The sequence below is a fragment of the Novosphingobium sp. BW1 genome (assembly GCF_008107685.1).
GTDB lineage: Bacteria > Pseudomonadota > Alphaproteobacteria > Sphingomonadales > Sphingomonadaceae > Novosphingobium.
Genome location: NZ_VIRF01000082.1, coordinates 96,732 through 120,915 on the forward strand (window position 1 = coordinate 96,732; position 24,184 = coordinate 120,915).

The following is a 24,184-nucleotide window of genomic DNA, read 5'->3' on the forward strand; positions in this document are numbered from 1 at the left end:
ATACGAAAATGAAGTTTGTGAAATTGTCAGCGCTGCTTGCCGGCTCTGCGCTCTGTTCGATGCCAGCGCTGGCCGCCAGCGTGGAAAAGATCGACGGCGGCGTTATCGTCACCCCCGACAGCGGTCCCTCCGACACCGTGACGGTGACTCTCCACGGCGATGGCATCTTCCACGTCGTGGCCGACGCCAAGGGCTTCGAGGCGCCTGCCGCCAACGCCAGCCTGATGGCGCCCAACCCGCCCAAGGCCAGCACCTACAAGGTGAGCGAAAAGCAGGGGTATGTCTTTGTGAGCGCGGCGAAGGCCAGCGCCTCGATCGACACCGCGACCGGGCAGGTACGCTTTTATGACGCCAAGGGCGCGGAACTGCTGAGCGAAAGTGCGCCCGCCGTGTTCACCCAGACCTCGGCCGATGGCACGTCCTATGTCACCGTCTCGCAGCAGTTCAACCGTGGCACCGACGAAGGCTTCTATGGTCTTGGCCAGCACCAGCAGGCGGTGATGGACTACAACGGCAAGGATGTTGAACTTGCCCAGCACAACATGGACATCGGCACGCCCTTCCTCGTCTCGACGAAGAATTACGGCTTGCTCTGGGACAACGAGAGCATCACCCGCTTCGGTAACCCGATGCCGTATACCCTGGTGGGCGAAGAGGGCGGCCTGAAGGTTACCTCGGGCGGCAAGCCCGGCTTCAAGGCGCAGTACTTCCTCGATGGCGAGCTCGCTGTCGAGCAGCAGGAAGCCTCGATCGACTACCAGTACATTGAGGATCAGGCCAAGTGGCCTGAAGCCGCCAAGGCGAAGACCGAAGCCGCGACCGAGGGCCAGAACACGGCCGGTAACGCGGTCCAGACCCAGACCGTGGTGTGGACGGGTACGCTCCACCCCGAGAAGACCGGCACCCACCAGTTCCAGCTCTATGGATCGAGCTACTACAAGGTCTACGTCGACGGTAAGCTGCTGCTCGATCGCTGGCGCCAGAACTGGAACCCCTGGTATGCCGATTTCGAGGTGCCGCTGATCGCGGGCAGGGACGCCGAGGTGCGCATCGAGTGGGAACCCAACGCGGGCTACATGGCGCTGCTGCACAAGGACCCGATGCCCGAGGCCGACCGCCACTCGGTCTGGTTCACCAGCGAGGTCGCGCGCGACAAGGACTACTGGTTCATTCCGGGCAAGGACATGGACGGTGTTGTCGCGGGCTACCGTGAGCTGACCGGAAAGTCGGAAATGATGCCCAAGTGGGTCTACGGTTTCTGGCAGTCGCGCCAGCGTTACGAGAACGAGACCGAACTGCTCGACGTGCTGCACACCTACCGTCAGCTCAATTACCCCATCGACAACATCGTGCTCGACTGGCGTTACTGGAAGGACGATGCCTGGGGCAGCCACGACTTCGACGAGACGCGCTTCCCTGATCCGGCGGCGATGGTCGAGGACGTCCATGCGAACAACGCCGAGATCATGATCTCGGTCTGGCCCAAGTTCTATCCCACTACCGACAACTACAAGCAGCTCGATGCCGCGGGTGCGATGTACCACGGCAACATCGAGCAGGGGAACAAGGACTGGGTCGGCGTGGGCTACCTCAATTCCTTCTACGATCCCTATTCGGAAAAGGGCCGCGAGATCTTTTGGGACCAGATCGAGAAGAAGATCGCGGTCAAGGGCTTCGACGCCTGGTGGGCGGATGCGTCCGAACCTGACCTGCACTCCAACCTTTCGATCGAGAAGCGCATTGACACGATGGGGCCGACGGCAGCCGGACCTGCGGCCGAGTTCTTCAACTCGTTCCCGCTGATGAATGCCGAGGCGTTCTACGATGGCTGGTCGTCCTACAAGCCGGGCGTGCGCCCTTTCCTGCTCACGCGTTCGGGTTTCGCGGGCCTTCAGCGTTACAGCTCGGCCGTTTGGTCGGGGGACGTTGCGACGCGCTGGTATGACCTCAAGGCGCAGATCTCGGCGGGTGTGAACACTGCCATGTCGGGCTTGGCCAACTGGACGCACGACATCGGCGGCTTCTCGGTCGAGCCGCGCTGGACGGTCGAGAACCCGACGCCGGAAGACCTTGCCGAATGGCAGGAGCTGAACCTGCGCTGGTTCCAGTTCGGCGCCTTCAGCCCGATCTTCCGCAGCCACGGCGAATTCCCCTACCGCGAGATCTTCGAGATCGCGCCGGAAGGTTCGGACATGCGCGCCTCGATGGTGTGGTACGACAAGCTGCGCTACCGCCTGATGCCCTACATCTACACCCTGGGCGCGGACACCTACCTCAAGGATGGCTCGATCATGCGCGGCATGGTCATGGACTTCCCCGAGGATGAAAAGGCGCGTTCGGTCAACGACCAGTTCCTGTTCGGCAAGGCCTTCCTGGTCGCGCCGGTGGCAGATTATCAGGTGCGTGAGCGCGAGGTCTGGTTCCCGGGCAAGGGGCTGACCTGGTACGACTTCGAGACGGGCAAGGCCTATGAGGGCGGTACCTCGGCTACCGTACCCGCGCCTGCCGAGCGTATGCCGCTGTTCGTGAAGTCGGGCTCGATCGTGCCGATGGGCCCGGTGATCCAGTACGTGGATGAGCAGCCCGAGGCGCCCGTGACGCTGGTCGTCTACACCGGCGCGGACGGTTCGTTCTCGCTCTACAACGACGATGGCCGCTCGCTCGGCTACAAGAGCGGTGCGTTCGAGCGCATGCCGATCAGCTACGATGATGCCACCGGCACCGTCACGCTCGGCGCACGTGAGGGCCAGGGCTACGAGGGGATGCCCCAGAGCCGTACCGTGCGCGTGAAGTGGATCGCTCCCGGCAACAGTGTGGCCGAGGCGACGAGTTACGATGCGCAAGTGACATGGAATGGCAAGGTGGTGCGGATCGAGCGTCCGTAACTGCCTTGCGGGGGCTGGCCTGCCTCGCCTCTCCTCCTCCAAAAGTGAGGCAGGCCAGTCCTTCCCGTGCAGAAGTGTGTCCCCTCAGGCAAGTCCTTAGGGGGCACTATTGACTATAAAACATAGTTGTATCGCTGAATTGTGCCGTTTTTTCGGCCTCTTGAATTCATTTGAAACAGTCGCCGATGCGCGTGCACTCGGTGGTAGCGATACCATTTCAGGGAGAGCCATAGGCATGACCACACCGCGCCGTAACAGCAACGCCATGGAGCGCTGCGTGCCATGCTGAAGGGACTTCATCCCTCGCGCCGGGCCTTCCTCGGCACCGCCCTTGGTGCTGGCGGTCTCGCCGGACTGGCCGGCTCCGCGCAGGGGCAGGTTGCGACGAAGCCGGGGCCGGTCGAGCCGAGCTGGAACTCGCTGGTGGCAAACTACCGCTATCCCGACTGGTTTCGCGACGCTAAGTTCGGCATCTGGTCGCACTGGGGCCCGCAGTCGGTGCCCGAGCAGGGCGACTGGTACGGCCGCTTCATGTACATGCAGGGCCACCCCATGTACGAGCACCATCTGCGCACCTATGGCCATCCCGCTGATACCGGCATGATGGAGGTCCAGAAGCGCTGGACCGCGGACAAGTGGGATCCCGAAGAGCTGATGGGCCGCTTCGTGAAGGCGGGCGCGAAGTACTTTGTCAGCCTCGCTTGCCATCACGACAACCTTGATTGCTACGATTCCGCGCACCATGGCTGGAACTCGCTGCGGGTCGGGCCGGGGCGCGACGTGGTCGGGACCTGGGAAAAGGCCGCTCGCCGTGCGAACCTCAAGTTTGGTGTCTCCAACCACACCTCGCATGCCTGGCACTGGTACCAGCCTGCCTACGCCTACGATCCGGAGGGACCTCGCGCCGGGAAGCGCTACGACGCGTACCGGCTGACGAAGGAGGATGGTGCGGGCACCTGGTGGGAGGGCCTTGATCCGCAGGATCTTTATACCGGTCGCCACATGGTCGCGCCGGACGGCATCGAGACCATCGCGGCCATGAACGCCTGGCATGACGCGCACGACGGTGAGTGGATTGAGACCGTGCCGCCCGGTGACACCGCCTTCGCGCGCCAGTGGTTGCTGCGCCAGATGGACCTGGTCGCGAAGTACCGTCCCGATTTCTGTTACATGGACAATTACGAGCTGCCCTTCGGGCCCTATGGCCTTGCCGCAGCGGCGGACTACTATAACCGTTCGCTCGAATGGCACGGCAAGATCGACGTGGTGCTGACCGCCAAGCAGCTGACCCCGCGCGCGCGCTTCGGGCTTGTGCAGGATGTCGAGCGGGGCTTCACCGACCATCTCTGGGACGAGCCCTGGCAGACCGACACTTGCCTGGGGGACTGGTTCTACAACCGCGCGCGCTTTACCAACAAGAGCTATGTGCCCGCCGCCGCCGTGGTGCAGCGCCTTGCCGACGTCATTTCCAAGAATGGCAACCTGCTCTTGTCGGTGCCCCAGCGCGGCGATGGCACCATCGATGCCGAGGAAGAGAAGATCCTCGACGATCTCGCGCGATGGTTCGCGGTGAACGGTGAGGCGGTCTACGGCTCGCGCCCCTGGCACGTCTACGGCGAGGGGCCGACCCAGCTTCAGGTCGGCATGCAGAACGAGGGGGGCTTTGAAGGCTTCGTGCCGGGCGACGTGCGCTTCACGACCAAGGATGGCGTGCTCTACCTCTTCGTGCTGGCGACAGGTGATGCGCCGCTTCAGGTCCGGGCGCTCGGCCGCCGCGCGCTGGCGCAGGCAGGTAAGGGGAGGATGGCGCGGATAACGCAGGTGGGCGGTGGCCCAGTGAGCTTCCGCCAGGACGCAGACGCGCTGCACATCGACCTGGTACCGGGGGACCTTTTCGTGCCGGTGCTCAAGATCGAGGGGTCGGGGCTCGTCTGAGCGCGCCGGTAGGCACGGAATAGAAAGGCAGAAGAGAGTGATGTTTCGGCGAATGGTTCGTTGCGGCTTGGGAATGGCAAGCGTCCTGGCGCTGTCTGTCCTGCCCACCATGGCAGGCGCTGAAGAGTTGCCTCGGATCGCCACGAAGGACGGGCGCCACGCCCTGATGGTCGATGGCGCGCCGTTTCTGATGCTCGGCGCGCAGATCAACAACTCCAGTTCGTGGCCCGCCGCGATGCCCGGTGTCTGGTCCGCGATGGAGGCGATGCACGTCAATACCGTGGAGGCCCCCATCGGCTGGGAGCAGATCGAGCCCGAGGAGGGGCAGTTCGACTTCTCCGCTGTCGATACGCTGCTGGACGAAGCCCGCGCACACGATGTGCGCCTGGTCCTCCTGTGGTTTGCGACCTGGAAGAACACCAACCCGCAGTACGCGCCGGCCTGGGTGAAGCTGGATAATGACCGCTTCCCGCGCATGCGCCGGGCCGATGGTACCTTCCACTATGCCCTCTCGCCATTTGCAAAGGCGACGCTGGAGGCGGACAGCCGCGCCTTTGCCGCCCTGATGCGCCACCTCAAGGAGGCCGATCCGCAGAACACGGTCATTATGGTGCAGGTCCAGAACGAGCCAGGCACCTATGGTCTTGCCCGTGACCATTCGCCTGCGGCCGAGAAGGCTTTTGCTGCTCCCGTTCCCGAGGCCCTGCGCCACCGTACGGGCAAGCCGCAGGGGACCTGGCAGGAGCTCTATGGGCGCGACGCCGAACTCTACTTCCACTCCTGGCACGTCGCGCGCTACATTGATGCGGTCGCTGCCGCAGGCAAGGCGGTGAAGCCGTTGCCGATGTACGCGAACGCCGCGCTGACCGGCAACCCCTTCGACTGGCAAGATCCTAATACTTACGCGAGCGGCGGCCCGGCCAACACCGTGGTCGACGTCTACAAGGCGGCCGCCCCGCATCTCGACCTTGTCGGTCCCGACATCTACACCACCAAGCACAAGGATTACCTGGGCTTCCTCGACAGGTACGACCGCTCCGACAACGCGCTTTTCGTGCCCGAGACGGGGCATGCGAAGGAGTATGCGCGTTTCTTTTTCGAAGCGATGGGGCGTGGTGCGATCGGCTGGTCGCCCTTTGGGATTGACCGCCTGCGCTATTTGCCGAGCTTTCCCGTGACTTCGAAGCTGAACGACACGGCGTTGGAGCCATTCTCCGCCAACTACGCCCTGTTCGAGGGGCTTGATCGGCTCTGGGCCAAGTGGGCCTTTGCGGGCAAGACCTGGGGCGCGGCTGAGCCCGAAGACCCGGCGGGCGAACACCGCGAGGTCCTGGACCTCGGGCGCTACAAGGCCGAGGTCAGCTTCGGGCGCGGCGACTGGGGTATGGGGGACGCTAAGGGCAATGACTGGCCCAAGGGCGGTGCGGCCATCGCCGAAATCGCACCCGATGAATACCTTGTCACCGGCCGTTTTGCGCGCGTGACGTTCGAGATGGCGGACCCGGCCCGCGCGAATCTTATCCTCGGTCGCGTCGAGCAGGGCCACTACGACGCGGCGGGGAACTGGGTCTTCGAGCGGGTGTGGAACGGCGACCAGGTCGACTGGGGACTCAACTTCACGGCCGCGAACCAGATCCTGCACGTGAAGCTCGCGACCTATCCGATCCGTTAAGAAAAGGGCTTTTTCGAAGGCGATTGCCCTCGGGCTCCCCAAACTGTCTGCCTCACCTTCCGCGCGCCACGGTTGCTGGGAGAGGTGAGGTCGACATTATGGGGCCAAGGGGCGATGGCCCCTTGGATTTTATCCCTTGTGCCGCGGAAGCCGCAGTCCCCAATGGATTGCCGCGCCGCGCAGGGAGAAGCCGCATAGCGTGGCAAGGATCGTCGCGAGGCCAGAGGACAGTCCCGCCATGGTCAGGCCCAGGAACACGCCCGCCGCCAGCAATGCGGCGGTCACGTAGAGTTCGTTGCGCAGGAGGATCGAGGGGACGCCGGCGACCACGTCGCGGATGACGCCGCCCATGCACGCGCTCATCACCCCCATGGCCACCGCGGGAAGGGGGGCTGCGCCCAGGCTCAGCGCTTTGCCGGTGCCGAAAACCGCAAAAGCGGCAAGGCCGCCCGCATCGAACCATTCCAGCGCACGCTCGGGCCAGATGCGGGTGGGCAAGAGCCAGACCAGGACGCCGACCGCGATGCACAGCACCAACGGGGCCGGGGAGAGGATCCAGTTGACCTGAACGCCCGTGAAGACGTCGCGCAGCGAGCCTCCTCCGATCCCGGCGACGGTGGCGAAGAAGATCGAGGCGATGATGTCGAGGTTCTTGCGTGCCGCGACGAGCGCGCCTGAAACCGCGAACACGGCAATCCCGGTGTAGTTTACGATGTCGAGGATCGGTCCGACGAGAACGAGTTCAGCGGGGACGAGTTGGGTGGCAACAGGCATCACCTAGCCTTAAACACGCCCGGCTGCGGGGGGGAATAGGGGGCGACCCGCAGGAGGTGCGTTGTCCGAAGGAATTTTCGTAACGGAGAAACTCACCCACCCTGAAACGACAGAAGGCGCCCCTGTCGGGGCGCCTTCCGGAAGTTCGTGGCGCGAAGGCCCAAGATGCTTACTTGGGCGAGAGCACCATCAGCATCTGGCGGCCTTCCATGCGCGGATAGGCTTCGACCTTGGCGATCTCCGCGACGCCTTCCTGCACGCGACGCAGCAGGTTCATGCCCAGCTGCTGGTGCGAGAGTTCGCGGCCACGGAAGCGCAGGGTGACCTTCACCTTGTCGCCCGCCTCGATGAAGCGCTGTACGTTGCGCATCTTCACATCGTAGTCATGGTCATCGATGTTCGGACGCATCTTGACCTCTTTGATCTCCTGCGTCTTCTGGGTCTTGCGCGCTGCGTTGGCCTTCTTCTGGGCCTCGTAGCGGTACTTGCCTACATCGAGAAACTTGCACACCGGCGGATCGGCGTTGGGCGACACTTCCACGAGGTCGAGGCCGACATCGGCCGCACGCTCGATTGCGTCACGCGTCGAAAGGACGCCAACATTCTCGCCGTTCTCGTCGATCACGCGGACCTTGTCGGCTTGGATAAACTTGTTGTAGCGCGGTCCGCTCTTGACCGGTGGCGCCATCATGCGCCGGGGTGGGGGTGCTATATGCGTTCTCCTGAGTCGTTACTCTGAAATCGTGCGAATGCGGGCGTCCTTAATGCGAATCGTCGCCTCGCGCAAAGTGCGATTTTCCAAACGTTCCACAATGAATGCCCCGGCCGGAGACCCGGCCTTGTTTACCTATATAGGCAATCAGGCCGCTTTTCGCCAGAGGGGGTAGCGAACGAGCCGTTTTTGCGCCGGGATCAGGGCATCGATGGCCTGAGCGGGTTGCAGCGCGCCCAGGATCGCGGGATCGTCGGCTGGCATGCCTCCGGTGAGCGCGCCAAAGGCGGGAAGGATGAGGCGGGTTTCGCTCGCTACAGTGCAGGCGCGGCGGATGCGGCGCCCCCGCGCGGTTACTTCCAGACGGGGGTGGAAGTGGCCGGAAAGTTCGGGCTCGGTGACGTTGGCGCGCGCTTCGTGGCGCAGCGCAATGCCCGAGACGTGTATCTCTGGCACGCAGGTGCCGCCCGCCGCTGTTCCCAGCTCGGGGTCGTGGTTGCCGGTGATCCAGACCCAGTCGAGCGCGCGGGTAAGGGCATCGAGCATGCCCGCCGCGTGCGGCTCCAGCCGCTCCGGTCCCGCACTGTCGTGGAAATTGTCGCCCAGCGCGAAGACCCGGCGCGCGCCGGTCCGGCGCACCGCCTGCGCCAGACGTTCCAGCGTCTCGCGGCTGTCGTAGGGTGGCAGCATCTGTCCGCTGCGCGCATAGAAACTGGCCTTCTCCAGATGCAGGTCGGCCACAAGCAGCGCATCCTCGCGCGGCCAGTACAGCGCACCGGGGCGCGAACCGGAGCCTTCCAGCAGGACCATTTCCTGTGTGCAGAACGAAAAGGGAACCATGGCTTTCCCTTGCCGTGTCCGGTCCGATTTGGCAAGCGCGTGCCCACAACGAGAAACAGGACAGCTATGACCGATTGGGCCCCCTACACCCGCCGCGCCAGCGAATGGTTCGAAACCCTGCGCAACCAGATCTGCGCCGAGTTCGAGGCGATCGAGCGCGAAGCCGGCAGCGAGGCCTCGTTCCAGTACACGCCCTGGCTGCGCGATGCGGTCGACGATGAAAAGGGTGAGACCGGCGGCGGTACGCGCGGGTTGATGAAGGGGCAGGTGTTCGAGAAGGTGGGGGTCAACATCTCCACCGTCCACGGCGCGTTCGGCAAGGAGTTCGCAGGCTCGATCAACGGCGCCTCGGTGGAGCGCCCGGAATTTTCGGCCACAGGCATCAGCCTTGTTGCGCACATGGCGAACCCGCATGTGCCCGCGGTCCACATGAATACCCGCTTCCTCACCACGACCAAGGCCTGGTTCGGGGGCGGCGCGGACCTCAATCCGCCGCTGCCCTACGATGAGGATACACACGAATTCCACTTGGCCTTCAAGGCGGCCTGCGACGCGCATGGCGAGGACTACTACGAGCGCTTCAAGGCCTGGGCGGATGAGTACTTCTACATTCCCCATCGCAAGGTGCATCGGGGCGTGGGCGGGATTTTCTACGATCACCTGGAATGCGCCGACGAGGCGATGTGGGAATCGAATTTCGCCTTCACGAGGGCGGTGGGCGAGGCGTTCCTCGCTATCTTCCCCAAGCTGGTGCGCCGCCGCATGGGGATGGACTTCACGCCTGCCGACAAGGCGCAGCAACTGGAATGGCGCGGACGCTACGCCGAGTTCAACCTTGTCCATGACCGGGGCACGCTATTCGGCCTGAAGACCGGCGGCAACATCGATGCAATCCTGATGAGCCTGCCGCCCGAGGCGACCTGGAGTTGAGCCGCCAGGATTTTTGCAAGGCACCTTGGGAGGTCGATCTCATGGCTGAGGCCGGGCGTCTACTGGCTTCGGTTTTCGGGCTGATTGACCGTACGCCGCTGGCGGGCAAGTCCACGCTGGAAATCGACACTATGGTGGAGCGCTTCATCGTCGATGAACTGGGCGCCCGCCCGGCGAGCAAGGGGCAGTACGGCTTTCCCTATGTGCTCAATTCCTCGATCAACTCGGTCGTGTGCCACGGCATGCCCAAGGATACCGATGTCCTGAAGGATGGCGATATCGTCAACTTCGACATCACGCTGGAGAAGGGCGGGTACATCGCCGACTCCAGCAAGACCTACCTTGTCGGAGAGGTGCATCCGGCCGCGCGCAAGCTGGTCGAGATGACCTACGCCGCGCTCTGGAAGGGGATTGCGGAAGTGCGCCCCGGCGCGCGGCTGGGCGATATCGGTCACGTCATCGAACGCCACGCACACCGGGCAGGCTATTCGGTCGTGCGCGAGTTCTGCGGGCACGGCATTGGCCAGCAGATGCATGAAGAGCCCCAGGTCCTTCACTTCGGACGCCCGGGCACGGGCGTCCTGATCGAGGAGGGTATGACCTTCACCATCGAACCCATGCTCAACCAGGGCCGACGCGGCGTGCGGCAGGAGAAGGACGGCTGGACCGTGCGCACGCTCGATGGTGGCCTCTCCGCGCAGTTCGAGCACACCGTCGCGGTAACGGCGAGTGGAATGCGGGTGCTGACGTTGCGGCCTGAAGAGCGTGCGATGGCGGCGAAGCTGGAGCGGGCAGGGGCGTTCTAGGGTAAAGAAATAAAGGGAAGTTCCGAGGGTCATGGCCCTCGGAACTTCCTTTTTCTACTTTCCGATCAAGCGGCGGCGAAGGCGTGCGCCCCCCAGCTCACCACGCGCTCTTCCTGGGTCGTGCCCGAGGTCGTGCGCGCGGCGATCGTGCTCATGAAGTGCCAGGCGCCGCGCACGCTGTCTTCGCTCAGGTCGAGCGAGACGTAGCCACGGCGGCTGGCGTCACACAGCGCGAGGCCGGGGTTGGCGCCTTGCAGTGCGCGGGCCAGGTTCTGCGGGGCAACCGAGGGAAGGTAGCTCTCGAAGCCGGGCGAGGTGACCGAGTGGCCTGCATATTCGACACCGACCGGGGTGCCATCGACGCTGAGGTTCTGGCCCCAGGCATTGTGGCTGTCGCCGGAGAGGACGACGAGGTTCGCCTCGGCCTCGCGCGCGGCGCGCAGCAGGCGTTCGCGTGCGGCCGGGTAGCCGTCCCAGGAATCCATGTTGAAGGGCAGGCCGACCTTGCTGGCCGCCGCGATGCCCATGAGCGCCTGGCGCACCTTGGGATCGGCGCCGTTCGGGGCGATGTCGGCCATCTCGGAGGGCGCCTTGAGCGGCCCCATGACGATCTGTTGGGCCAGTACCTGCCAGCGCGTGCCGGATTTGACCGACTGCGCGATCTCGTGGTTGAGCCACTTCTCCTGTTGTGCGCCCATGACGGTACGGGCCGGGTCCAGCCAGGCGCCTTCGCGAAATTCGATCATGGCCCTGGCGATGTCGTCCTTGCCCGCGAGCGCCTTGGCGAAGTCGAGCTGTTCGACGCGGCCGGAGACGCGGGTTTCAGGCCGGAAGATCGTCGCGAGCGTGCCGATCTGGAAGCTGTTGTAGGGGGTGTCGGAGACCGGCATCCATTCGCGGTAGACGCGCTCGGCAATGGCGCGGCGGGCCGACCAGGGGCCTTCGGTTTCGCTCTGGTGGTTTTCCGCGCCGCCCTGCCAGGCATCGTTCGCCAGTTCGTGGTCGTCCCACTGCGCCAGCATCGGGAAGCGGCTGTGAAGGGCCTGGAGGTCGGGATCGAGGCGGTAGGAGGCATAGCGCAGGCGGTAGTCGGCGAGCGTCAGGATCTCGTGGTCGGGCTGAACCTCGCGGCCCGCCATGGCCTTGGCCGGGTAGGACCCGTTGGGCGCGTATTCGTAGAGATAGTCGCCGACGTGGATGACGAGGTCGAGGTCGTCGCGCCTGGCCGCATGGGCATAGGCGTTGAAGAAGCCGAAGGGCATGTTCGAACAGGAGAACAGTCCGATGCCGAAGCGCGCGACATTGCCGGTGGGCAGCGTGCGGGTACGGCCGACATCGCTCATCGAACCATCGGGCGCGATGAAGCGGTAGTGGTACCAGCGGTCCGGGGCGAGGCCGTTGACGACCAGCTTGGCGCAGTTGTCATGCTCGGCTGAGGCGATGACTTCACCGCCCGACACGACCTTGCTGAAGGCTTCGTCGGCGGCGACTTCGCAGCGCAGTTTGGTCTCGCCGCTGCCGACGTAGCGTGTCCACAAGAGGACCGAATTGCCCGAAGGCTCGCCGCTCGCAACGCCGTGGGTGAAGCCCTGGGCGGTCATCGCCTGGGCCAGCCCCGGCAGCGCCAGGGCGCCGAGGCCAAGGAGGCTGCCCTGGATGAGAAGGCGGCGGTCGAGAGTGAGAGGCATGGCAGGCAGTGTCCTGTGTCGCAGGCTAATGGGAAACGCGGATGGGTGGCGCGGCCGGGCGCGGGACGTGTCCTGTGCCCGGCCGCGCCGGATCGTCAGAAGCGGGCTTTCACGGTCACGCCGTAGGTGCGCGGCTCGGCCGGGATGAAGGTGGGGTGCCCGAAGGCGCCGCCGGTGTTGCCCGCATCGAGGAGGTACTTCTCGTCAAAGAGGTTGCGCGCCCAGCCTGCAATTTCGTACTGGCCATTGGCGAAAGTCACGCCGCCGCGCACATTGGCAAGCGTCACGCCCGGCTGGCTGATCGCCTCGGTGTTGGGTGTCTCGAAGTAGATCTTCGAGCGGTAGGTGACGCTGGGCGAGAGGAACAGGCCGACGGTCTCGGTCACCGGGGCATCTATGATGAGCCCGGCCGAGGCCTGCCACTCGGGCTGGAGGCGGAAGCGCGAACCGGCGAGGTTGCCGTTCTCGGGATCGTTGTCGATGCCGCCGTCGATCCAGCCACCGTTGGCGTAGGCGCGCAGCCAGGAGGTGGGGCTCACCTCGACTTCGGCTTCGACGCCCAGGTTGCTGGCCGAACCCGCGCTGATCGTGCGCGCGTTGCCGCCCGCCTCGATCACGGTGACCTGGAAGTCGGAATATTGCTGGTAGTAGACGCCGATCGAGCCGGAGAAGATGCCGCTCGCCACCTTCACGCCGCCCTCGTAGTTCCACACGGTCTCGTTGCCGACCTCGTTGGTGCCCGCATAGCGCGCGCCGGTGTCGGCATCGGTGAGCGTCGTTACCTGGACCGAGGGCGAACGGCGGCCCTTGGAGATGGTGGCGTAGAGATTTACCTCGTCGGTTACGCGCAGCAGCGCGTTGAAGCGCGGCAGGAATGCGGCGTAGCTGCGGTCGGCGTAGACCACCTCGCCATCGGTGTTGGCGTAAGGCAGCAGCGGCTGGCCGTAGATCGGGGCGACCGGCTGGTAGGTCGAATAGCCCGAGCGGCGCTTCTCGATAAGGACGCGCGCGCCCGCATTGAGTTCGAGCGTCGGGGTCGGGATCCAGGTCGCCTCGCCGAACATCGACCAGGATTGGTTGCGGCCCTCGTTCTGGAACCAGCTGGCATAGGGCGCGCTCTCGATCAGGCCGCCCGTGGCAAGGCCGGTGGCAAGCGCGGCGGGCACCGAATTGTCGGGCGCGACGCAGCCAAGGCCAGGTATGATGTTGGCGGTGCACTGCAGGTAGGTGCCGACTTCGCTGGAGAATGGCACGTACTGGCGCGTGTCCTCGATCATGTAGTTCCAGCCGAAGTGGGCGCGCCACTGGTCATCCGCATAGGCGAAGCGGCCTTCGTGGCTGAACTGCCAGCCGTCGGCCTGCTCGGCGAATTCCAGATAGGAGGCGGCCGAACCATCGGCGTCAAAGACCTCCAGCGAATCGAAGTTGCGGTAGCCGTTGACGGTAGTGAAGCTCCAGCCTTCCGCGAAGTCCCAGTTGAAGGTGAAGTTTACGTCATAGACGTCACGGTCGAGGCCCAGCTTGTCCTTGCCCAGGACCTCCTGCGAATTGGGCGAGCCGCCCAGGTACGCATCGCCGTAGACGTCGTTCACGGCCGTCGAACCTAGCGAGCGGGAAAGGAACGGCGTGCCCGAGTTGCGCTGGCGGTCGTAGGTGAAGACGAGGTCGGCGGTGATGTCCGGGGTCGGGGTGAAGCGTAGCGATCCGCGCACGCCCAGCGTGTTGATGCCGTAGAGGTCGTCCTGCTCGGGCGCGAGGTTCTTAACGTAGCCGTCGCGGTTCTTGTATTTGAACGCGACGCGGCCCGCGATCACGTCGTTGCCGGCATTCATGAAGCCGCCCGCTTCGTAATAGTTATAGTTGCCGTAGCCACCCGAAATCTCGGCGGAGAGACCGGATTTGGGCTTGGCCGAAACCATCGAGATCGCCCCCACGGTCGAGGCGGTGCCGAACAGGGTCGCCTGCGGGCCCTTGACGACCTCTATGCGCTCCATGTCGTAGATGCCTTGGTAGGCCCCGCGCGAGCGTGAGATATCAACGCCGTTGTAGTAGAGCGTGACGCGCGCGGCGGCCTGCGCCGAGCCGCTGTCCGAGGTGATGCCGCGGATCACGATGCCCGGGTTGTTGGCGCTCTGCTCCTGGATGTTCAGGCCGGGAACGTAGGCCGAAAGCTCGTCGAGTTCAGAGACGCCGATCTCCTCCATGCGCTCGCCCGAGAGCGCGCTGAGGGTCACGGGCACGTCCTGCGCGCGCTGTTCGTAGCGCTGCGTGGTGACGATGATGGCGTTCTCGCTTTCGCCAATGCCATCGGCCTCGGCGGCCTGCGCGGCAGAGGTTAGCGCGATAAGGGACGAACCGGCGACAAGTGCGGAGAAGGCAGCGGACAGTTTCACGGACAAAAGGTTCCCTCACGAATTAAGCGACACGTTGGAGTGGCCTGCGGGAAGCCCCTAGCCGGTGTTTGTGACAGCCGCGCGAACCCTGCCGCGTGAAACGGGGCAGGGTATGCGATGCCGGGCAGGCCCTTTGTCGCAAATTTACAATTGGGAACAGCGTGTTCGTGCAGGCTCCAGGATGTGCCTTCGGCAGACGCGGAGACGCAGCCGGACGCGGAGGACCGACTGCGTGGGTGTACGGGAGGTGAAGGAGGACGGCGCCGGAGTGCGGCGCCTCAGCAGGCGTAGAGAGGGGCGCTCGCTGCCTTGGGTGTGGCGCGCAAGAGGCGGGTCTCTACCTGTCCGCCCAGAGTTCCGGCCATGTTGCCATTGCGGCGCTGGTTGGCAAGGCCGATTCTGTGCAGGTCAAGCGGGGCTGAGAGTTGCACGCCGAACTCGCGGCCTTCCACCCAGCGGACCTCGCCCTTGAGGCCGAAAGTCCCGGCGAGGTCAAGCTCGATCACTTCGCCGCAGCAGGGAAGCACGTCCTTGCTGGCAAGGCATAGGCCCTGCTCCGAGACGTTGCGGATCATCACCGGGGTACCGTCCAGTCCCGGCAGCATCATCACCGCGCGCATCAAGGTGCGGTGGCGCGGCGCGCGTGTCACGCGGGCCATGCGGCCGCCCCTTGCCTGCATCGCACTCTCTTCCGGCGTCTGCTGCCTACCCGCTGTCGCGGCCTCTCTATCCAGCATTCCCATTGTGTCCGGTCTCCTCATCGGTCTGCCGCTCCGGGACAGCAAGACCCTCCTCACTCAATTTCTGGAGGATGCGCAGGGCAATGCTGGCGAAGCGTTAACCCTCGCCCCGGGGCATTTGCTATGAAATCGATTGAATTTGCGCCTTGCACGGGGGTAGTCTTTTCGGCCCGCCCAAGCCTCGCACGTATTTGGTTGCAAAGACTGCATCTGTGCATGGCAAGGCTTGCCGTGCGGAAAAAAATCTTCACATGACATGGAACGATGCTGCGCCAGTACGAACTAGTTGAACGCGTCAAGGAATACGCGCCCGAGGCCGACGAGGCCCTGCTCAACCGTGCCTATGTCTACACGGTCCAGAAGCATGGAACCCAGAAGAGGGCGAGCGGGGACCCCTATTTCTCGCACCCCGTCGAAGTTGCCGGCCTGATGACCGAGCTCAAGCTCGACCAGCAGACGATCATCACCGCGCTCCTGCACGACACGGTCGAGGACACGCTGGCGACGACGGACGAGATCGAGAAGCTCTTTGGTGCTGACGTCGCGCGGCTGGTCGATGGCGTCACCAAGCTCTCCAAGATCGAGGTGATGACCGAGAACGAGCGCGCGGCCGAGAACCTGCGCAAGTTCCTCCTCGCGATGAGCGAGGACCTGCGCGTCCTCCTCGTCAAGCTGGCCGACCGTCTGCACAACATGCGCACGCTCCACTTCATCAAGAAGCCGGAGAAGCGCCAGCGCATCGCGCGTGAGACCATGGAGATCTACGCGCCGCTGGCCGAGCGCGTGGGCATGTACGAATACATGCGCGAGATGCAGCTTCTCGCCTTCGAGCAGCTGGAGCCGGAAGGGTACGCGACGATCACCGGGCGCCTCGCCCATATCCGCAGCCAGGAAGGCGGGCAGGTCGATGCGATCGCGCTGGCGATCAAGCAGGCGCTTGCCGAAGCGGGTATCGCGGTCGAGGTGACCGGGCGCGAAAAGCATCCCTATTCGATTTGGCGCAAGATGAAGGAACGGCATGTTTTCTTCGAGCAGATCACCGACATCATGGCCTTCCGGGTCCTAACCGAGAACCCGGACGATTGCTACCGCGCGCTGGGCGTGCTGCACCAGCATTGGCAGATGATCCCGGGCCGCTTCAAGGACTACATCTCGACGCCCAAGTCGAATGGCTACCAGTCGCTGCACACCGCGCTCATCTATGAGAACTCGATGCGTATGGAAGTGCAGATCCGCACCCGCGAGATGCATCGCCTGAACGAGTTCGGCCTGGCCGCGCACTGGGCCTACAAGCAGGGCGGATCGCGCCCGGACGGACAGGTCGGCTGGCTTCGCGACCTGATCGAGATCGTCGATTCGACGCACGATGCCGAAGAACTGCTCGAGAACACCAAGCTCGCGATCTACCAGGACCGCATCTTCGCCTTCACTCCCAAGGGCGCGCTGCACCAGCTGCCCAAGGGTTCGACCGCGGTCGACTTCGCGTTCGCGGTCCACACCGACCTTGGCAGTTCGGCCGTGGGCGCCAAGATCAACAACCGCCACATGCCGCTGCGCACGCGCCTCAACAACGGCGATGTGGTGGAGATCATCAAGAGCGCGGGCTCCGAGCCGCAGCTCTCCTGGCTGGGCTTCGTCGTGACCGGCAAGGCCCGCGCCACGATCCGCCGTGCGGTCCGCGCCAAGGAACGCGCCGAGGTCGCCGAGATCGGCTCCAAGCTCTACGACGAGATCGTCACCCGCCTGCCGCAGCGCATCGGCAAGAAGGCGCTTCACGCGGCGATGGAACGCCTGGGAATGCGCGACGAGGAAGACCTCATGTTCGCGATCGGCTCGGCCCACGTGACCGACCGCGAGGTGATGGAGGCGCTGGTCCCGGGCAGCACCGAGACCATGCCCGACGATCCGGAATGGACCCGGAGCGAGAAGGCTATCTCGATCAAGGGGTTGACCGCAGGGATGGGCTTCGAGCTCGCCAAGTGCTGCCACCCGGTGCCGGGCGACCGCATTGTCGGCCTGCGCCGGCCCGATCACAAGGTCGAGGTTCATACGATCGACTGCCTGACGCTGGCGAACGGCGTCGATGCGGACTGGCTCGACCTGTCCTGGGGCTCGCGCACGACCGGCGCGACCGGACGCCTGCGCCTCGTGCTCTACAACCGGCCTGGCACGCTCGCCGAAGTCACGCAGATCTTCGCCAACGCGCACGCCAACGTCGCCAGCCTCAACATGGTCCAGCGCGACGATCCTTTCGGCACCTACGAGGCGGATCTCGAAGTTGCGGACCTCGCCCACCTCACGCGCATCATCGCGGCGCTACGGGCAAGTGCGGCGGTGACCGACGCAGAACGTATCTAGGCGCGCGCTAGAAGGTCAGCTCGACCTCGACCGGCCCATCTTCGGCAAGGTCCTCCGCCTTGCGCACGGCAGCCTTGACGGGGAGCAGCCAGGCGCCGTCGCCCTTGCTGGGAAAGGCCGAGGTTGCAAAGCGCGTCGCTCCGATGCGCGCCTGGACCTTGATGGAGCCGAAGCCGCGTCCCAGACCCTCCAACTTGCGCATCAGCGCGGTTGCGCTCAGCGTCTCGGCATTAGCGCCGGTGATGCTGAGGAAGTACCAGGTCCCCCCGTTGGCGCCGCCTGTCCAGCGCCAGAGCGGGGCGGTGTGGGTCAGGGTCTGGGTCATTTGGCGGCCTGGCGGATGGGCACGGGGATATTGCAGATATCGATGCCGGCTGCAGGCTGGACGTAGAAGGTGTCCTTGCGGTTCGCGCGCGAGGCCACGTACACCTCGAAGCTCCTGCTGTCGGTGGCAAGGTATTCAAAGCCGGGAAGGTCCGCGACCTCGTCGCCCAACCGCACCGAAATGATCGGTGTACGCTCCTGCGGCGTCTTGTAGAAGCTGAGTTCGCCCGTGCCGCGCGGCAGGGAGGAGAGGTATTCCATCCCCTCGATCACCCGGCCGACGACGGCGATGTTGCGATCAAGCTGGCGGGGGGCCTGTCCGATCACCGCATAGAGCTCCGCGCCGGTGCCGGTGTCGGGCGAATAATTGCGGCCCACGCCCACCGTGCCGTAGCAGTGGAGGGGCCAGTACTGCGGGTTGGTCTCGTCGGGATCTTCCGGCGCATCCCTGGCGACCGGCCAGCCTTGGTAGAACTCCACCCAGGGCGCGTAGCTGTCGCGCATGTGCCATCCCATGTCGGCGTGCGTGGTGGTCGTGGCGGAGATCGATGCGGAAGGTGCTTGCTCCTCGATCAACAACGATTGCGGATCGAGGTCGGCCATGTGCACCGAGCCAGGCCTTTCAGCTGCGCACTCGACGTCGGCGTCCTCGGCGAACGAGGCGGTGTAGTCCTCCTCGCCAGGTCTGCAAAGGCCGTCCGGCAGGGGCTTCGCCTGTGCCGGGTTTTCACCGTCCGGATCTCCCCATTGCACCACGTAGTTGTCCTGGACCCGGACAATGGCGATGCCGTCGTACCAGCGCGCGGCGACGAGCGCGCGCATGTTGTGCGTCCAGGGCACAGAGAAGGGTGGCGGCATGAGCTGTATCACTACCCGGCGCGGCGTGCCATCTGTGGCAGGGGCGAGGTCCATGACCATGAGGTCGGACGGCGCGATCTTGCGCCATTCCCTGGCCATGGACGCCTTGACGATGCTGTCGGGTGTGACGCCTGGCGCGGCCTCCAGCGCCGCAATGGGAGCTGCAAGAGCGGACGTGGCGGCGAGCAAGGGCAGGAGATGCCGAAGGAAAATGCGCATGAAATGACGATGCCACGCGCTCTGTACTTGCGAAAGCCAAAAAGTGGCGCTAGTGGCACGCCCTCCAGCGATGCGGAGCGGTGGCCGAGTGGTCGAAGGCGCACGCCTGGAAAGTGTGTATACGGTAACCCCGTATCGAGGGTTCGAATCCCTCCCGCTCCGCCATTTACCCTGTTTTACAGGGTTCCAATTTTCCCAAAATTTCCCCGATTTCTGCTGCTTTCGACGGATTTCGTGATGCCAGCAAGGGGCCGATGTGCTTGGACCGGCCCCTCGGGTCGCCTCAGAACCAGGCCCTGAGGCCCGCGACCGCAACCACCCGGTCGGGATCATCTCCCACAACTCGGGCATAGTCGGCGGTGGAGCCGAACTTCTTCTGCCATTCGATGCCCACGTAAGGGGCGAACTGGCGCGCGAACTCGTAGCGCAGGCGGACCCCCGCCTCGAGCGAGGTAAGCCCGCGTCCGGTGCCGCGCTCGGCGATCCGCTGGGCTGAGAACAGCGCTTCGGCGCGCGGTTGCAGGATCAGCCGCTGGGTCAGGCGCTGGTCGGTCTCGGCCTCGAGGCGCGCGGTCAGTTCCCCCTTGGTCGACAGGAAGGCCTGCGCGGAAATGTCGAACATGTATGGCGCGAGCCCCTCCACGCCCAGGCTTACCTGCGTGCGGTCAGGATCCGGGCCCAGTTCCTGTCGCACGCCGGCCTGAAGGTCGAACCAGGCGCCGATGGCGTGGCCCCACAGGACTTCGACTTCGGCGTCTTCGATGCCCTCACCAAAGGCCGCTTGGCCCTCGCTCTTGATCCAGATGCGGTCAATATCGCCGCCGGTGCGCAGGGCGCCTTCCCATGAGAGGCCGTCACTGCCCTTGCCGAGTTTCGCCTCAAGCCGGTCGAGCATGACGATGGTGGTGCCCATGCCGCCCATTTCGTGCCGCACCATGTGGCGGGCGTGAGCCATGTCCTTGTCGGGGAAGAATAGGTCGGCGGCGTGGTCCGGGCCGGAGAACGCATCGGGCGGGGGCGGCCCCTGGGGGATGTCCTGCGCCATCGACGGCGCGCCCGGGGCCATGGGCATGGCGTGCCCACCCTGGTGCGGGTCGTGCGCGTCACGCGCGTCATGCGCCTCGTGGGAAGGCATCGCCATGCCCTCGTCGTGCTGCGCATGGTTCATGGCGCGTCTTGTGTGACCGGACATGTCATGACCGGAATGGTCCTGGGCAAGCAAAGGAGCCGGGATCAGCAGAGCGCCGGTGAGGACGCCGGTCAGGAAACGGGACTTTCTCATGCCGCACCTCCTTCCAGCGGGCGCACGGTGACGACGTTGAACATGCCGGACATCATGTGCAGCAGGAGGTGACAATGAAACGCCCAGTCGCCAGGCGCATCGGCGGTCACGTCGAAGGAGACCTTGCCCGCGGGCAGTACGTTTACCGTGTGCTTGCGCGGGCGGCGCTGGCCCTTGCCGTTGACGAGGTCGAAGAAGAAACCGTGCAGGTGGATCGGGTGCGTCATCATCGTCTCGTTGACGAGGGTGAAGCGCACGCGCTCGTTGTGGGCAAGACGGATCGGCTCGACCATCTCGGAAAAACGCCGACCATCGAAGGACCACATGTACCTTTCCATGTTGCCGGTGAGGTGGACGACGATCTCGCGCGTGGGCGGGGCCAGATCGTCACGGTCCTCGGGCGTTTGCAGGTCCGTGTAAACCAGCACGCGGTGGTCCACGTCATCGAGGCCCAGGCCGCGCTCGCCGGTGCGGTCGGTAGGCATGGGGGCAAGCATGTCGACGCCGGGGGTCAACTCCACGCCGGGCGCGGTTGCGGGATCACGCATCGAATGGTTCATTTCCATGCCGCTGTCGGCGTGGTCCATGCCTTCCATGCTGCCCATGTCGTGGCCGGAATGGTCCATCGGTGCCCCGCCGCTACCCATGCTCATCCCCATGTCCTTCATGGTGAGACGTGGCGGTTTACGTAAGGGCGGGACGGGGGCGACCATTCCGGCGCGCGGCGCCAGCGTGGCGCGGGCAAAGCCCGAACGGTCGCTGGACTCCGCGATCACGGAATAGGCGCGCTCGCTCGGCGTCACGACGAGGTCGTAGGTTTCGGCCACGCCGATCTGGATCTCGTCGGTCTCGACCGGTGCGACGTCGCAGCCATCCGCCGCGATCACGGTGAAGGGGAGGCCGGGGATGCGCAGGTTGAAGATGGTCATGGCCGAGGCGTTGATGACGCGCAGGCGCACGCGTTCGCCGGGGCGGAAGAGGCCGGTCCAGTTTGCCTCGGGGCCCTGTCCGTTGATGAGGTAGGTGTAGGTCGCGCCGGTCACGTCGGCGATGTCCATGGGCGACATGCGCATGCGGCCCCAGGCCAGCTTCTGCTCCTGCGTCCATGGCTTGCCCGACGGGTTCTCGAACAGGGCTTGCTGCTGGAAGTTGTAATAATCCGGTCGGGCCTTGAGCTTGCGCCAGATCTCCATGGGGGGCGTGAAGCTCCAGTCCGAGAGCATCAGGATCATCTCGCGCTCGGTGTCCACGCGCTCGCCGTGGGCGGGATCGATCACGAGCGGGCCGAACAGGCCGGAGCCCTCCTGTCCGCTCGAATGGCTGTGGTACCAGTAGGTGCCCGCCTGGCGCACGGGAAAGCGGTAGGTGAAGGTCTCGTGCGGGGCGATGCCGGGGAAGGTGACACCGGGCACGCCGTCCATCTGGAAGGGCAGCAGGATGCCGTGCCAGTGGATCGAGCTGTCGACATCGAGGTGGTTGGTCACGGAAAGCTCCACGTCCTGCCCTTCGCGCAAACGGATGAGCGGGCCGGGCAAGGTGCCGTTGACGGTGGTCGCGCTGGCGGTGCGCCCGCCCAGCGTGAAGGATGTGCGTGCGATGTTAAGCGCGATGCGCTCGCCGCTCAGCGCGCCCTCGGTCGCGGCGCTCGTCGCGGTATGGGCGCCGTGATGATGATGCGTCTGGGCGCGCGCCCAGTGGGGGAATAGCAGCGAGGCTGCCGCGCCGCCGCCTGCGGTCAGCGCGCCAGCGAGCAGCGCCCGCCGGTCATGGGGTGTCTGGAACATGGGGTATCCTTCCGGCGGAGCCGGATCTGAAATTCAAAATACAGGCAAGGTCCGGGCGTGCAGATGCAGCCAGACTTCGAAAATCAGACAGCCCGCGGAGGCGGGGGATCGAGCGGCGATGCGTGCGATGCGAGCGCGGCCATGGCGCGCGGCTGCGGACGTTCGCGGTGGAGCGGACGCAGCGCCGGGGGCGCGGGAAGGTCGGGCAGGGCAAGCCCGGTCGCGGCCAGGCACGAGGCCATGCAGTGGAGGTTGGCGAGCGGGGCCTTTCCATGGCCGGTGCCGTGACCCGAATTCTCGCAGCCGGTATGGGCCATGCTCATCGCATGCGAAGGTGCAGGGCTGGCCTCACCCGTGCCCGCAAGTACGGGCGACAGCGCAAGCCCAAGCGCGACCAGCGCAAACACCGCGATCCGGTGCGCAGAGGCGAGGCCTCCACGGGTGCCGGACAGGAGAAGGGTGAGGGCGCGGTGCATGATCTGCCCATCATATCCGCGAACGTGCTCGCGGCGCAATGCAGAGAGGGAGAAGGAAACGAAGATTTCCCAGGGCCATCGCCCTCGGGCTCCTCATGCCGTCTACCTCACCTTCAGCGCGCTAGGTGAGGTAGACGATTTTGGGGGCAAGGGGTGATGCCCTCTTGAATCATTGGGCCCTGAATTACTTGGCCTCGCCGTTTGCCTTCACGACGTCGCCGCCCTTCATGACGAAGTCGACGTTCTCAAGCAGGGCAATGTCGGCGAAGGGATCGCCCTTCACCGCGACGAGGTCGGCGTAGTGGCCAGGGGTGACGGAGCCGACTACATCGCTTGCGCCCAGAAGATCCGCGGCGTTGACGGTAGCCGCGCGGATCGCATCGCGCGGGGTCATCCCGGCGCGCACGAGGAGAGCGAACTCCTTGGCGTTGGTGCCGTGCGGGGCGAGGCTCTGATCGGTGCCGAAGGCGATCTTGACGCCCGCCTTGTAGGCCCGGCCCAGGTTGCTCATCACGATCGGCCCGACTTCCAGTGCCTTGGCTGCGGCCGATGGATTGAGTGTCTCGGGGTGGGTCCTGGCGATCTGCACCACCGTCTCGGCGACGAGCAGTGTGGGCACGAGATAGGTGCCGTTGGCCTTCATCGCCTTGTCGGTTTCGGCATCGCCGAAGGAGCCGTGCTCGATGGAATCGACGCCCAGCTCGGATGCGTGGAGGATCGCGGTCTTGCCGTGGGCGTGCGCGGCGACCTTGATGCCGAGGCTATGGGCGGTGTCGACCACGGCCTTGATCTCGTCGTCGGTCATGGTCTGGTGGTTGGGATCATCGCCGATCGAGAGGACACCGCCGCTGGGCATGATCTTGATGAGGTTGACTCCGTCGCGGTGCATCCCGCGCACGATCTTGCGCGCCTCGATCGGCCCGTCGATGACCCGGCCCTCGGAGTGGAAGTCGAGCTCGGGGCTCATCCCGTTCTGCGGGTCGCCGTGGCCGCCGGTGGGGCCGAGTGGATAGCCCGAGACCCACATCCGCGGCCCCTTGATTTCACCGGCCGCGATAGCCTTTTTAAGGCCGACGACGATGGACGTCTCGCCGCCTACGTCGCGGATGCTGGTGAAGCCGCCAAGCAGTGTCGCGCGCGCGTAGGCAACTGATTCCAGCGCGGTGTCGATGTCGGTCTTTTGCGCGCGTTCGGCAACCGGGTTCTTGCCGCTGTAGCCCATCGTGACGTGGTCGTGGGTATCGATGAAGCCGGGCAGCACGGTCTCGCCCGAAAGGTCGATGACTTCGGCGCCCTCGCGGGTGACGAAGCCGTCCTCGACCGCGACGATGCGGTCATCGGCAATCACGATGGAGACGTTGGAGCGGGTTGCCTCGCCATCGAACAGGGTTCCGGCGTGGACAACGGCGTCGCGGGCCAGTGCGCTCTGGCCAAGCGGGGTCAGGGCCAGGGCGACGAAGGGCAGGGTGCCAAGAAGAGAGGTGCGCGTGGGTCGCATGGGGTGTGAA

Annotated in this window: 18 protein-coding genes and 1 tRNA gene; 7 read left to right on the forward strand and 12 right to left on the reverse strand. The window is 65.0% G+C overall.

Going from position 1 to position 24,184, the window contains the following annotated elements; translation table 11 throughout:
- Positions 1–8 precede the first annotated feature (8 nt).
- The 3 genes from FMM79_RS15215 to FMM79_RS15225 all read left to right on the forward strand — a co-directional run bounded on the left by FMM79_RS15215 (position 9) and on the right by FMM79_RS15225 (position 6,492).
- On the forward strand, positions 9–2,885 hold the full coding sequence (locus tag FMM79_RS15215) for a TIM-barrel domain-containing protein (RefSeq protein WP_148628305.1): 2,877 nt from the start codon (positions 9–11) through the stop codon (positions 2,883–2,885).
- A 282-nt stretch (positions 2,886–3,167) separates the two neighbouring features.
- Positions 3,168–4,820, forward strand: coding sequence for an alpha-L-fucosidase (locus FMM79_RS15220; protein WP_148628306.1), 1,653 nt, complete (start codon positions 3,168–3,170; stop codon positions 4,818–4,820).
- A 73-nt stretch (positions 4,821–4,893) separates the two neighbouring features.
- Positions 4,894–6,492 (forward strand): DUF5597 domain-containing protein, encoded by a 1,599-nt coding sequence (locus FMM79_RS15225; protein ID WP_240339234.1) that lies wholly within the window; start codon positions 4,894–4,896, stop codon positions 6,490–6,492.
- Positions 6,493–6,621: 129 nt separating this feature from the next.
- Here FMM79_RS15225 and FMM79_RS15230 read toward each other — a convergent pair whose 3' ends face one another.
- From FMM79_RS15230 to pdeM, 3 genes are all read right to left on the reverse strand, one after another.
- A complete protein-coding gene (locus tag FMM79_RS15230; RefSeq protein ID WP_148628308.1) occupies positions 6,622–7,266 on the reverse strand; it encodes a trimeric intracellular cation channel family protein in 645 nt (214 codons plus the stop codon).
- Between the two features lie 169 nt (positions 7,267–7,435).
- The gene (gene infC, locus FMM79_RS15235) at positions 7,436–7,957 is read right to left on the reverse strand and encodes a translation initiation factor IF-3 (RefSeq protein WP_148628309.1); all 522 of its coding nucleotides are present in this window, start codon (positions 7,955–7,957) and stop codon (positions 7,436–7,438) included.
- Between the two features lie 168 nt (positions 7,958–8,125).
- Complete coding sequence (gene pdeM / locus FMM79_RS15240) at positions 8,126–8,818, reverse strand: ligase-associated DNA damage response endonuclease PdeM (protein WP_148628310.1); 693 nt, start codon at positions 8,816–8,818, stop codon at positions 8,126–8,128.
- Between the two features lie 66 nt (positions 8,819–8,884).
- Here pdeM and hemF point away from each other — a divergent pair, with 66 nt between their 5' ends.
- Together hemF and map are read left to right on the forward strand one after the other, a co-directional pair.
- Positions 8,885–9,748, forward strand: a complete 864-nt coding sequence (hemF, locus tag FMM79_RS15245) for an oxygen-dependent coproporphyrinogen oxidase (protein ID WP_148628311.1) — start codon at positions 8,885–8,887, stop codon at positions 9,746–9,748.
- Positions 9,745–10,554 (forward strand): type I methionyl aminopeptidase, encoded by an 810-nt coding sequence (gene map, locus FMM79_RS15250; RefSeq protein WP_256376809.1) that lies wholly within the window; start codon positions 9,745–9,747, stop codon positions 10,552–10,554. Before hemF ends, map begins: the two co-directional genes overlap by 4 nt.
- A 65-nt stretch (positions 10,555–10,619) precedes the next feature.
- Here map and FMM79_RS15255 read toward each other — a convergent pair whose 3' ends face one another.
- From FMM79_RS15255 to FMM79_RS15265, 3 genes are all read right to left on the reverse strand, one after another.
- Positions 10,620–12,242, reverse strand: a complete 1,623-nt coding sequence (locus tag FMM79_RS15255; RefSeq protein WP_148628313.1) for an alkaline phosphatase — start codon at positions 12,240–12,242, stop codon at positions 10,620–10,622.
- Positions 12,243–12,337: 95 nt separating this feature from the next.
- Positions 12,338–14,635: a TonB-dependent receptor gene (locus FMM79_RS15260; protein ID WP_240339235.1), complete on the reverse strand. Its 2,298-nt coding sequence runs from the start codon at positions 14,633–14,635 to the stop codon at positions 12,338–12,340.
- Between the two features lie 278 nt (positions 14,636–14,913).
- Positions 14,914–15,294: a PilZ domain-containing protein gene (locus tag FMM79_RS15265; protein WP_162528524.1), complete on the reverse strand. Its 381-nt coding sequence runs from the start codon at positions 15,292–15,294 to the stop codon at positions 14,914–14,916.
- Positions 15,295–15,639: 345 nt separating this feature from the next.
- Between FMM79_RS15265 and FMM79_RS15270 the strand changes: the two genes are divergently transcribed.
- Complete coding sequence (locus tag FMM79_RS15270; RefSeq protein WP_148628315.1) at positions 15,640–17,733, forward strand: bifunctional (p)ppGpp synthetase/guanosine-3',5'-bis(diphosphate) 3'-pyrophosphohydrolase; 2,094 nt, start codon at positions 15,640–15,642, stop codon at positions 17,731–17,733.
- A gap of 7 nt (positions 17,734–17,740) precedes the next feature.
- On the opposite strand, the gene FMM79_RS15275 is transcribed toward FMM79_RS15270, so the two are convergent.
- Together FMM79_RS15275 and FMM79_RS15280 are read right to left on the reverse strand one after the other, a co-directional pair.
- Positions 17,741–18,058, reverse strand: a complete 318-nt coding sequence (locus FMM79_RS15275) for a DUF1905 domain-containing protein (RefSeq protein ID WP_148628316.1) — start codon at positions 18,056–18,058, stop codon at positions 17,741–17,743.
- Positions 18,055–19,134: a peptidylprolyl isomerase gene (locus FMM79_RS15280; protein WP_148628317.1), complete on the reverse strand. Its 1,080-nt coding sequence runs from the start codon at positions 19,132–19,134 to the stop codon at positions 18,055–18,057. Before FMM79_RS15280 ends, FMM79_RS15275 begins: the two co-directional genes overlap by 4 nt.
- Before the next feature lie 74 nt (positions 19,135–19,208).
- Between FMM79_RS15280 and FMM79_RS15285 the strand changes: the two genes are divergently transcribed.
- A tRNA-Ser gene (locus FMM79_RS15285) sits at positions 19,209–19,299 on the forward strand.
- 118 nt (positions 19,300–19,417) lie between these two features.
- Here the strand turns inward: FMM79_RS15285 and FMM79_RS15290 are convergent.
- The 4 genes from FMM79_RS15290 to FMM79_RS15305 form a co-directional block, all read right to left on the reverse strand.
- Positions 19,418–20,416 (reverse strand): copper resistance protein B, encoded by a 999-nt coding sequence (locus FMM79_RS15290; RefSeq protein ID WP_148628318.1) that lies wholly within the window; start codon positions 20,414–20,416, stop codon positions 19,418–19,420.
- The gene (locus FMM79_RS15295) at positions 20,413–22,200 is read right to left on the reverse strand and encodes a copper resistance system multicopper oxidase (RefSeq protein ID WP_148628319.1); all 1,788 of its coding nucleotides are present in this window, start codon (positions 22,198–22,200) and stop codon (positions 20,413–20,415) included. The genes FMM79_RS15290 and FMM79_RS15295 overlap by 4 nt, the downstream gene beginning before the upstream one ends.
- 83 nt (positions 22,201–22,283) lie before the next feature.
- Positions 22,284–22,676, reverse strand: a complete 393-nt coding sequence (locus tag FMM79_RS15300) for a hypothetical protein (RefSeq protein ID WP_148628320.1) — start codon at positions 22,674–22,676, stop codon at positions 22,284–22,286.
- 184 nt (positions 22,677–22,860) lie between these two features.
- Positions 22,861–24,174 carry an amidohydrolase family protein gene (locus FMM79_RS15305; protein WP_148628321.1) on the reverse strand — a complete coding sequence of 438 codons (1,314 nt, stop codon included), beginning with the start codon at positions 24,172–24,174 and terminating at the stop codon, positions 22,861–22,863.
- Positions 24,175–24,184: the final 10 nt, after the last annotated feature.

What these genes read in the sequence shown, in the direction of transcription:
- FMM79_RS15215 (WP_148628305.1), top strand. Translation starts at nt 9, where the DNA reads ATGAAGTTTGTGAAATTGTCAGCGCTGCTTGCCGGCTCTGCGCTCTGT.
- FMM79_RS15220 (WP_148628306.1), top strand. Translation starts at nt 3,168, where the DNA reads ATGCTGAAGGGACTTCATCCCTCGCGCCGGGCCTTCCTCGGCACCGCC.
- FMM79_RS15225 (WP_240339234.1), top strand. Translation starts at nt 4,894, where the DNA reads ATGGCAAGCGTCCTGGCGCTGTCTGTCCTGCCCACCATGGCAGGCGCT.
- FMM79_RS15230 (WP_148628308.1), bottom strand. Translation starts at nt 7,266, where the DNA reads ATGCCTGTTGCCACCCAACTCGTCCCCGCTGAACTCGTTCTCGTCGGA.
- infC (WP_148628309.1), bottom strand. Translation starts at nt 7,957, where the DNA reads ATGATGGCGCCACCGGTCAAGAGCGGACCGCGCTACAACAAGTTTATC.
- pdeM (WP_148628310.1), bottom strand. Translation starts at nt 8,818, where the DNA reads ATGGTTCCCTTTTCGTTCTGCACACAGGAAATGGTCCTGCTGGAAGGC.
- hemF (WP_148628311.1), top strand. Translation starts at nt 8,885, where the DNA reads ATGACCGATTGGGCCCCCTACACCCGCCGCGCCAGCGAATGGTTCGAA.
- FMM79_RS15255 (WP_148628313.1), bottom strand. Translation starts at nt 12,242, where the DNA reads ATGCCTCTCACTCTCGACCGCCGCCTTCTCATCCAGGGCAGCCTCCTT.
- FMM79_RS15265 (WP_162528524.1), bottom strand. Translation starts at nt 15,294, where the DNA reads ATGGCCCGCGTGACACGCGCGCCGCGCCACCGCACCTTGATGCGCGCG.
- FMM79_RS15270 (WP_148628315.1), top strand. Translation starts at nt 15,640, where the DNA reads ATGCTGCGCCAGTACGAACTAGTTGAACGCGTCAAGGAATACGCGCCC.
- FMM79_RS15275 (WP_148628316.1), bottom strand. Translation starts at nt 18,058, where the DNA reads ATGACCCAGACCCTGACCCACACCGCCCCGCTCTGGCGCTGGACAGGC.
- FMM79_RS15280 (WP_148628317.1), bottom strand. Translation starts at nt 19,134, where the DNA reads ATGCGCATTTTCCTTCGGCATCTCCTGCCCTTGCTCGCCGCCACGTCC.
- FMM79_RS15290 (WP_148628318.1), bottom strand. Translation starts at nt 20,416, where the DNA reads ATGAGAAAGTCCCGTTTCCTGACCGGCGTCCTCACCGGCGCTCTGCTG.
- FMM79_RS15295 (WP_148628319.1), bottom strand. Translation starts at nt 22,200, where the DNA reads ATGTTCCAGACACCCCATGACCGGCGGGCGCTGCTCGCTGGCGCGCTG.
- FMM79_RS15300 (WP_148628320.1), bottom strand. Translation starts at nt 22,676, where the DNA reads ATGCACCGCGCCCTCACCCTTCTCCTGTCCGGCACCCGTGGAGGCCTC.
- FMM79_RS15305 (WP_148628321.1), bottom strand. Translation starts at nt 24,174, where the DNA reads ATGCGACCCACGCGCACCTCTCTTCTTGGCACCCTGCCCTTCGTCGCC.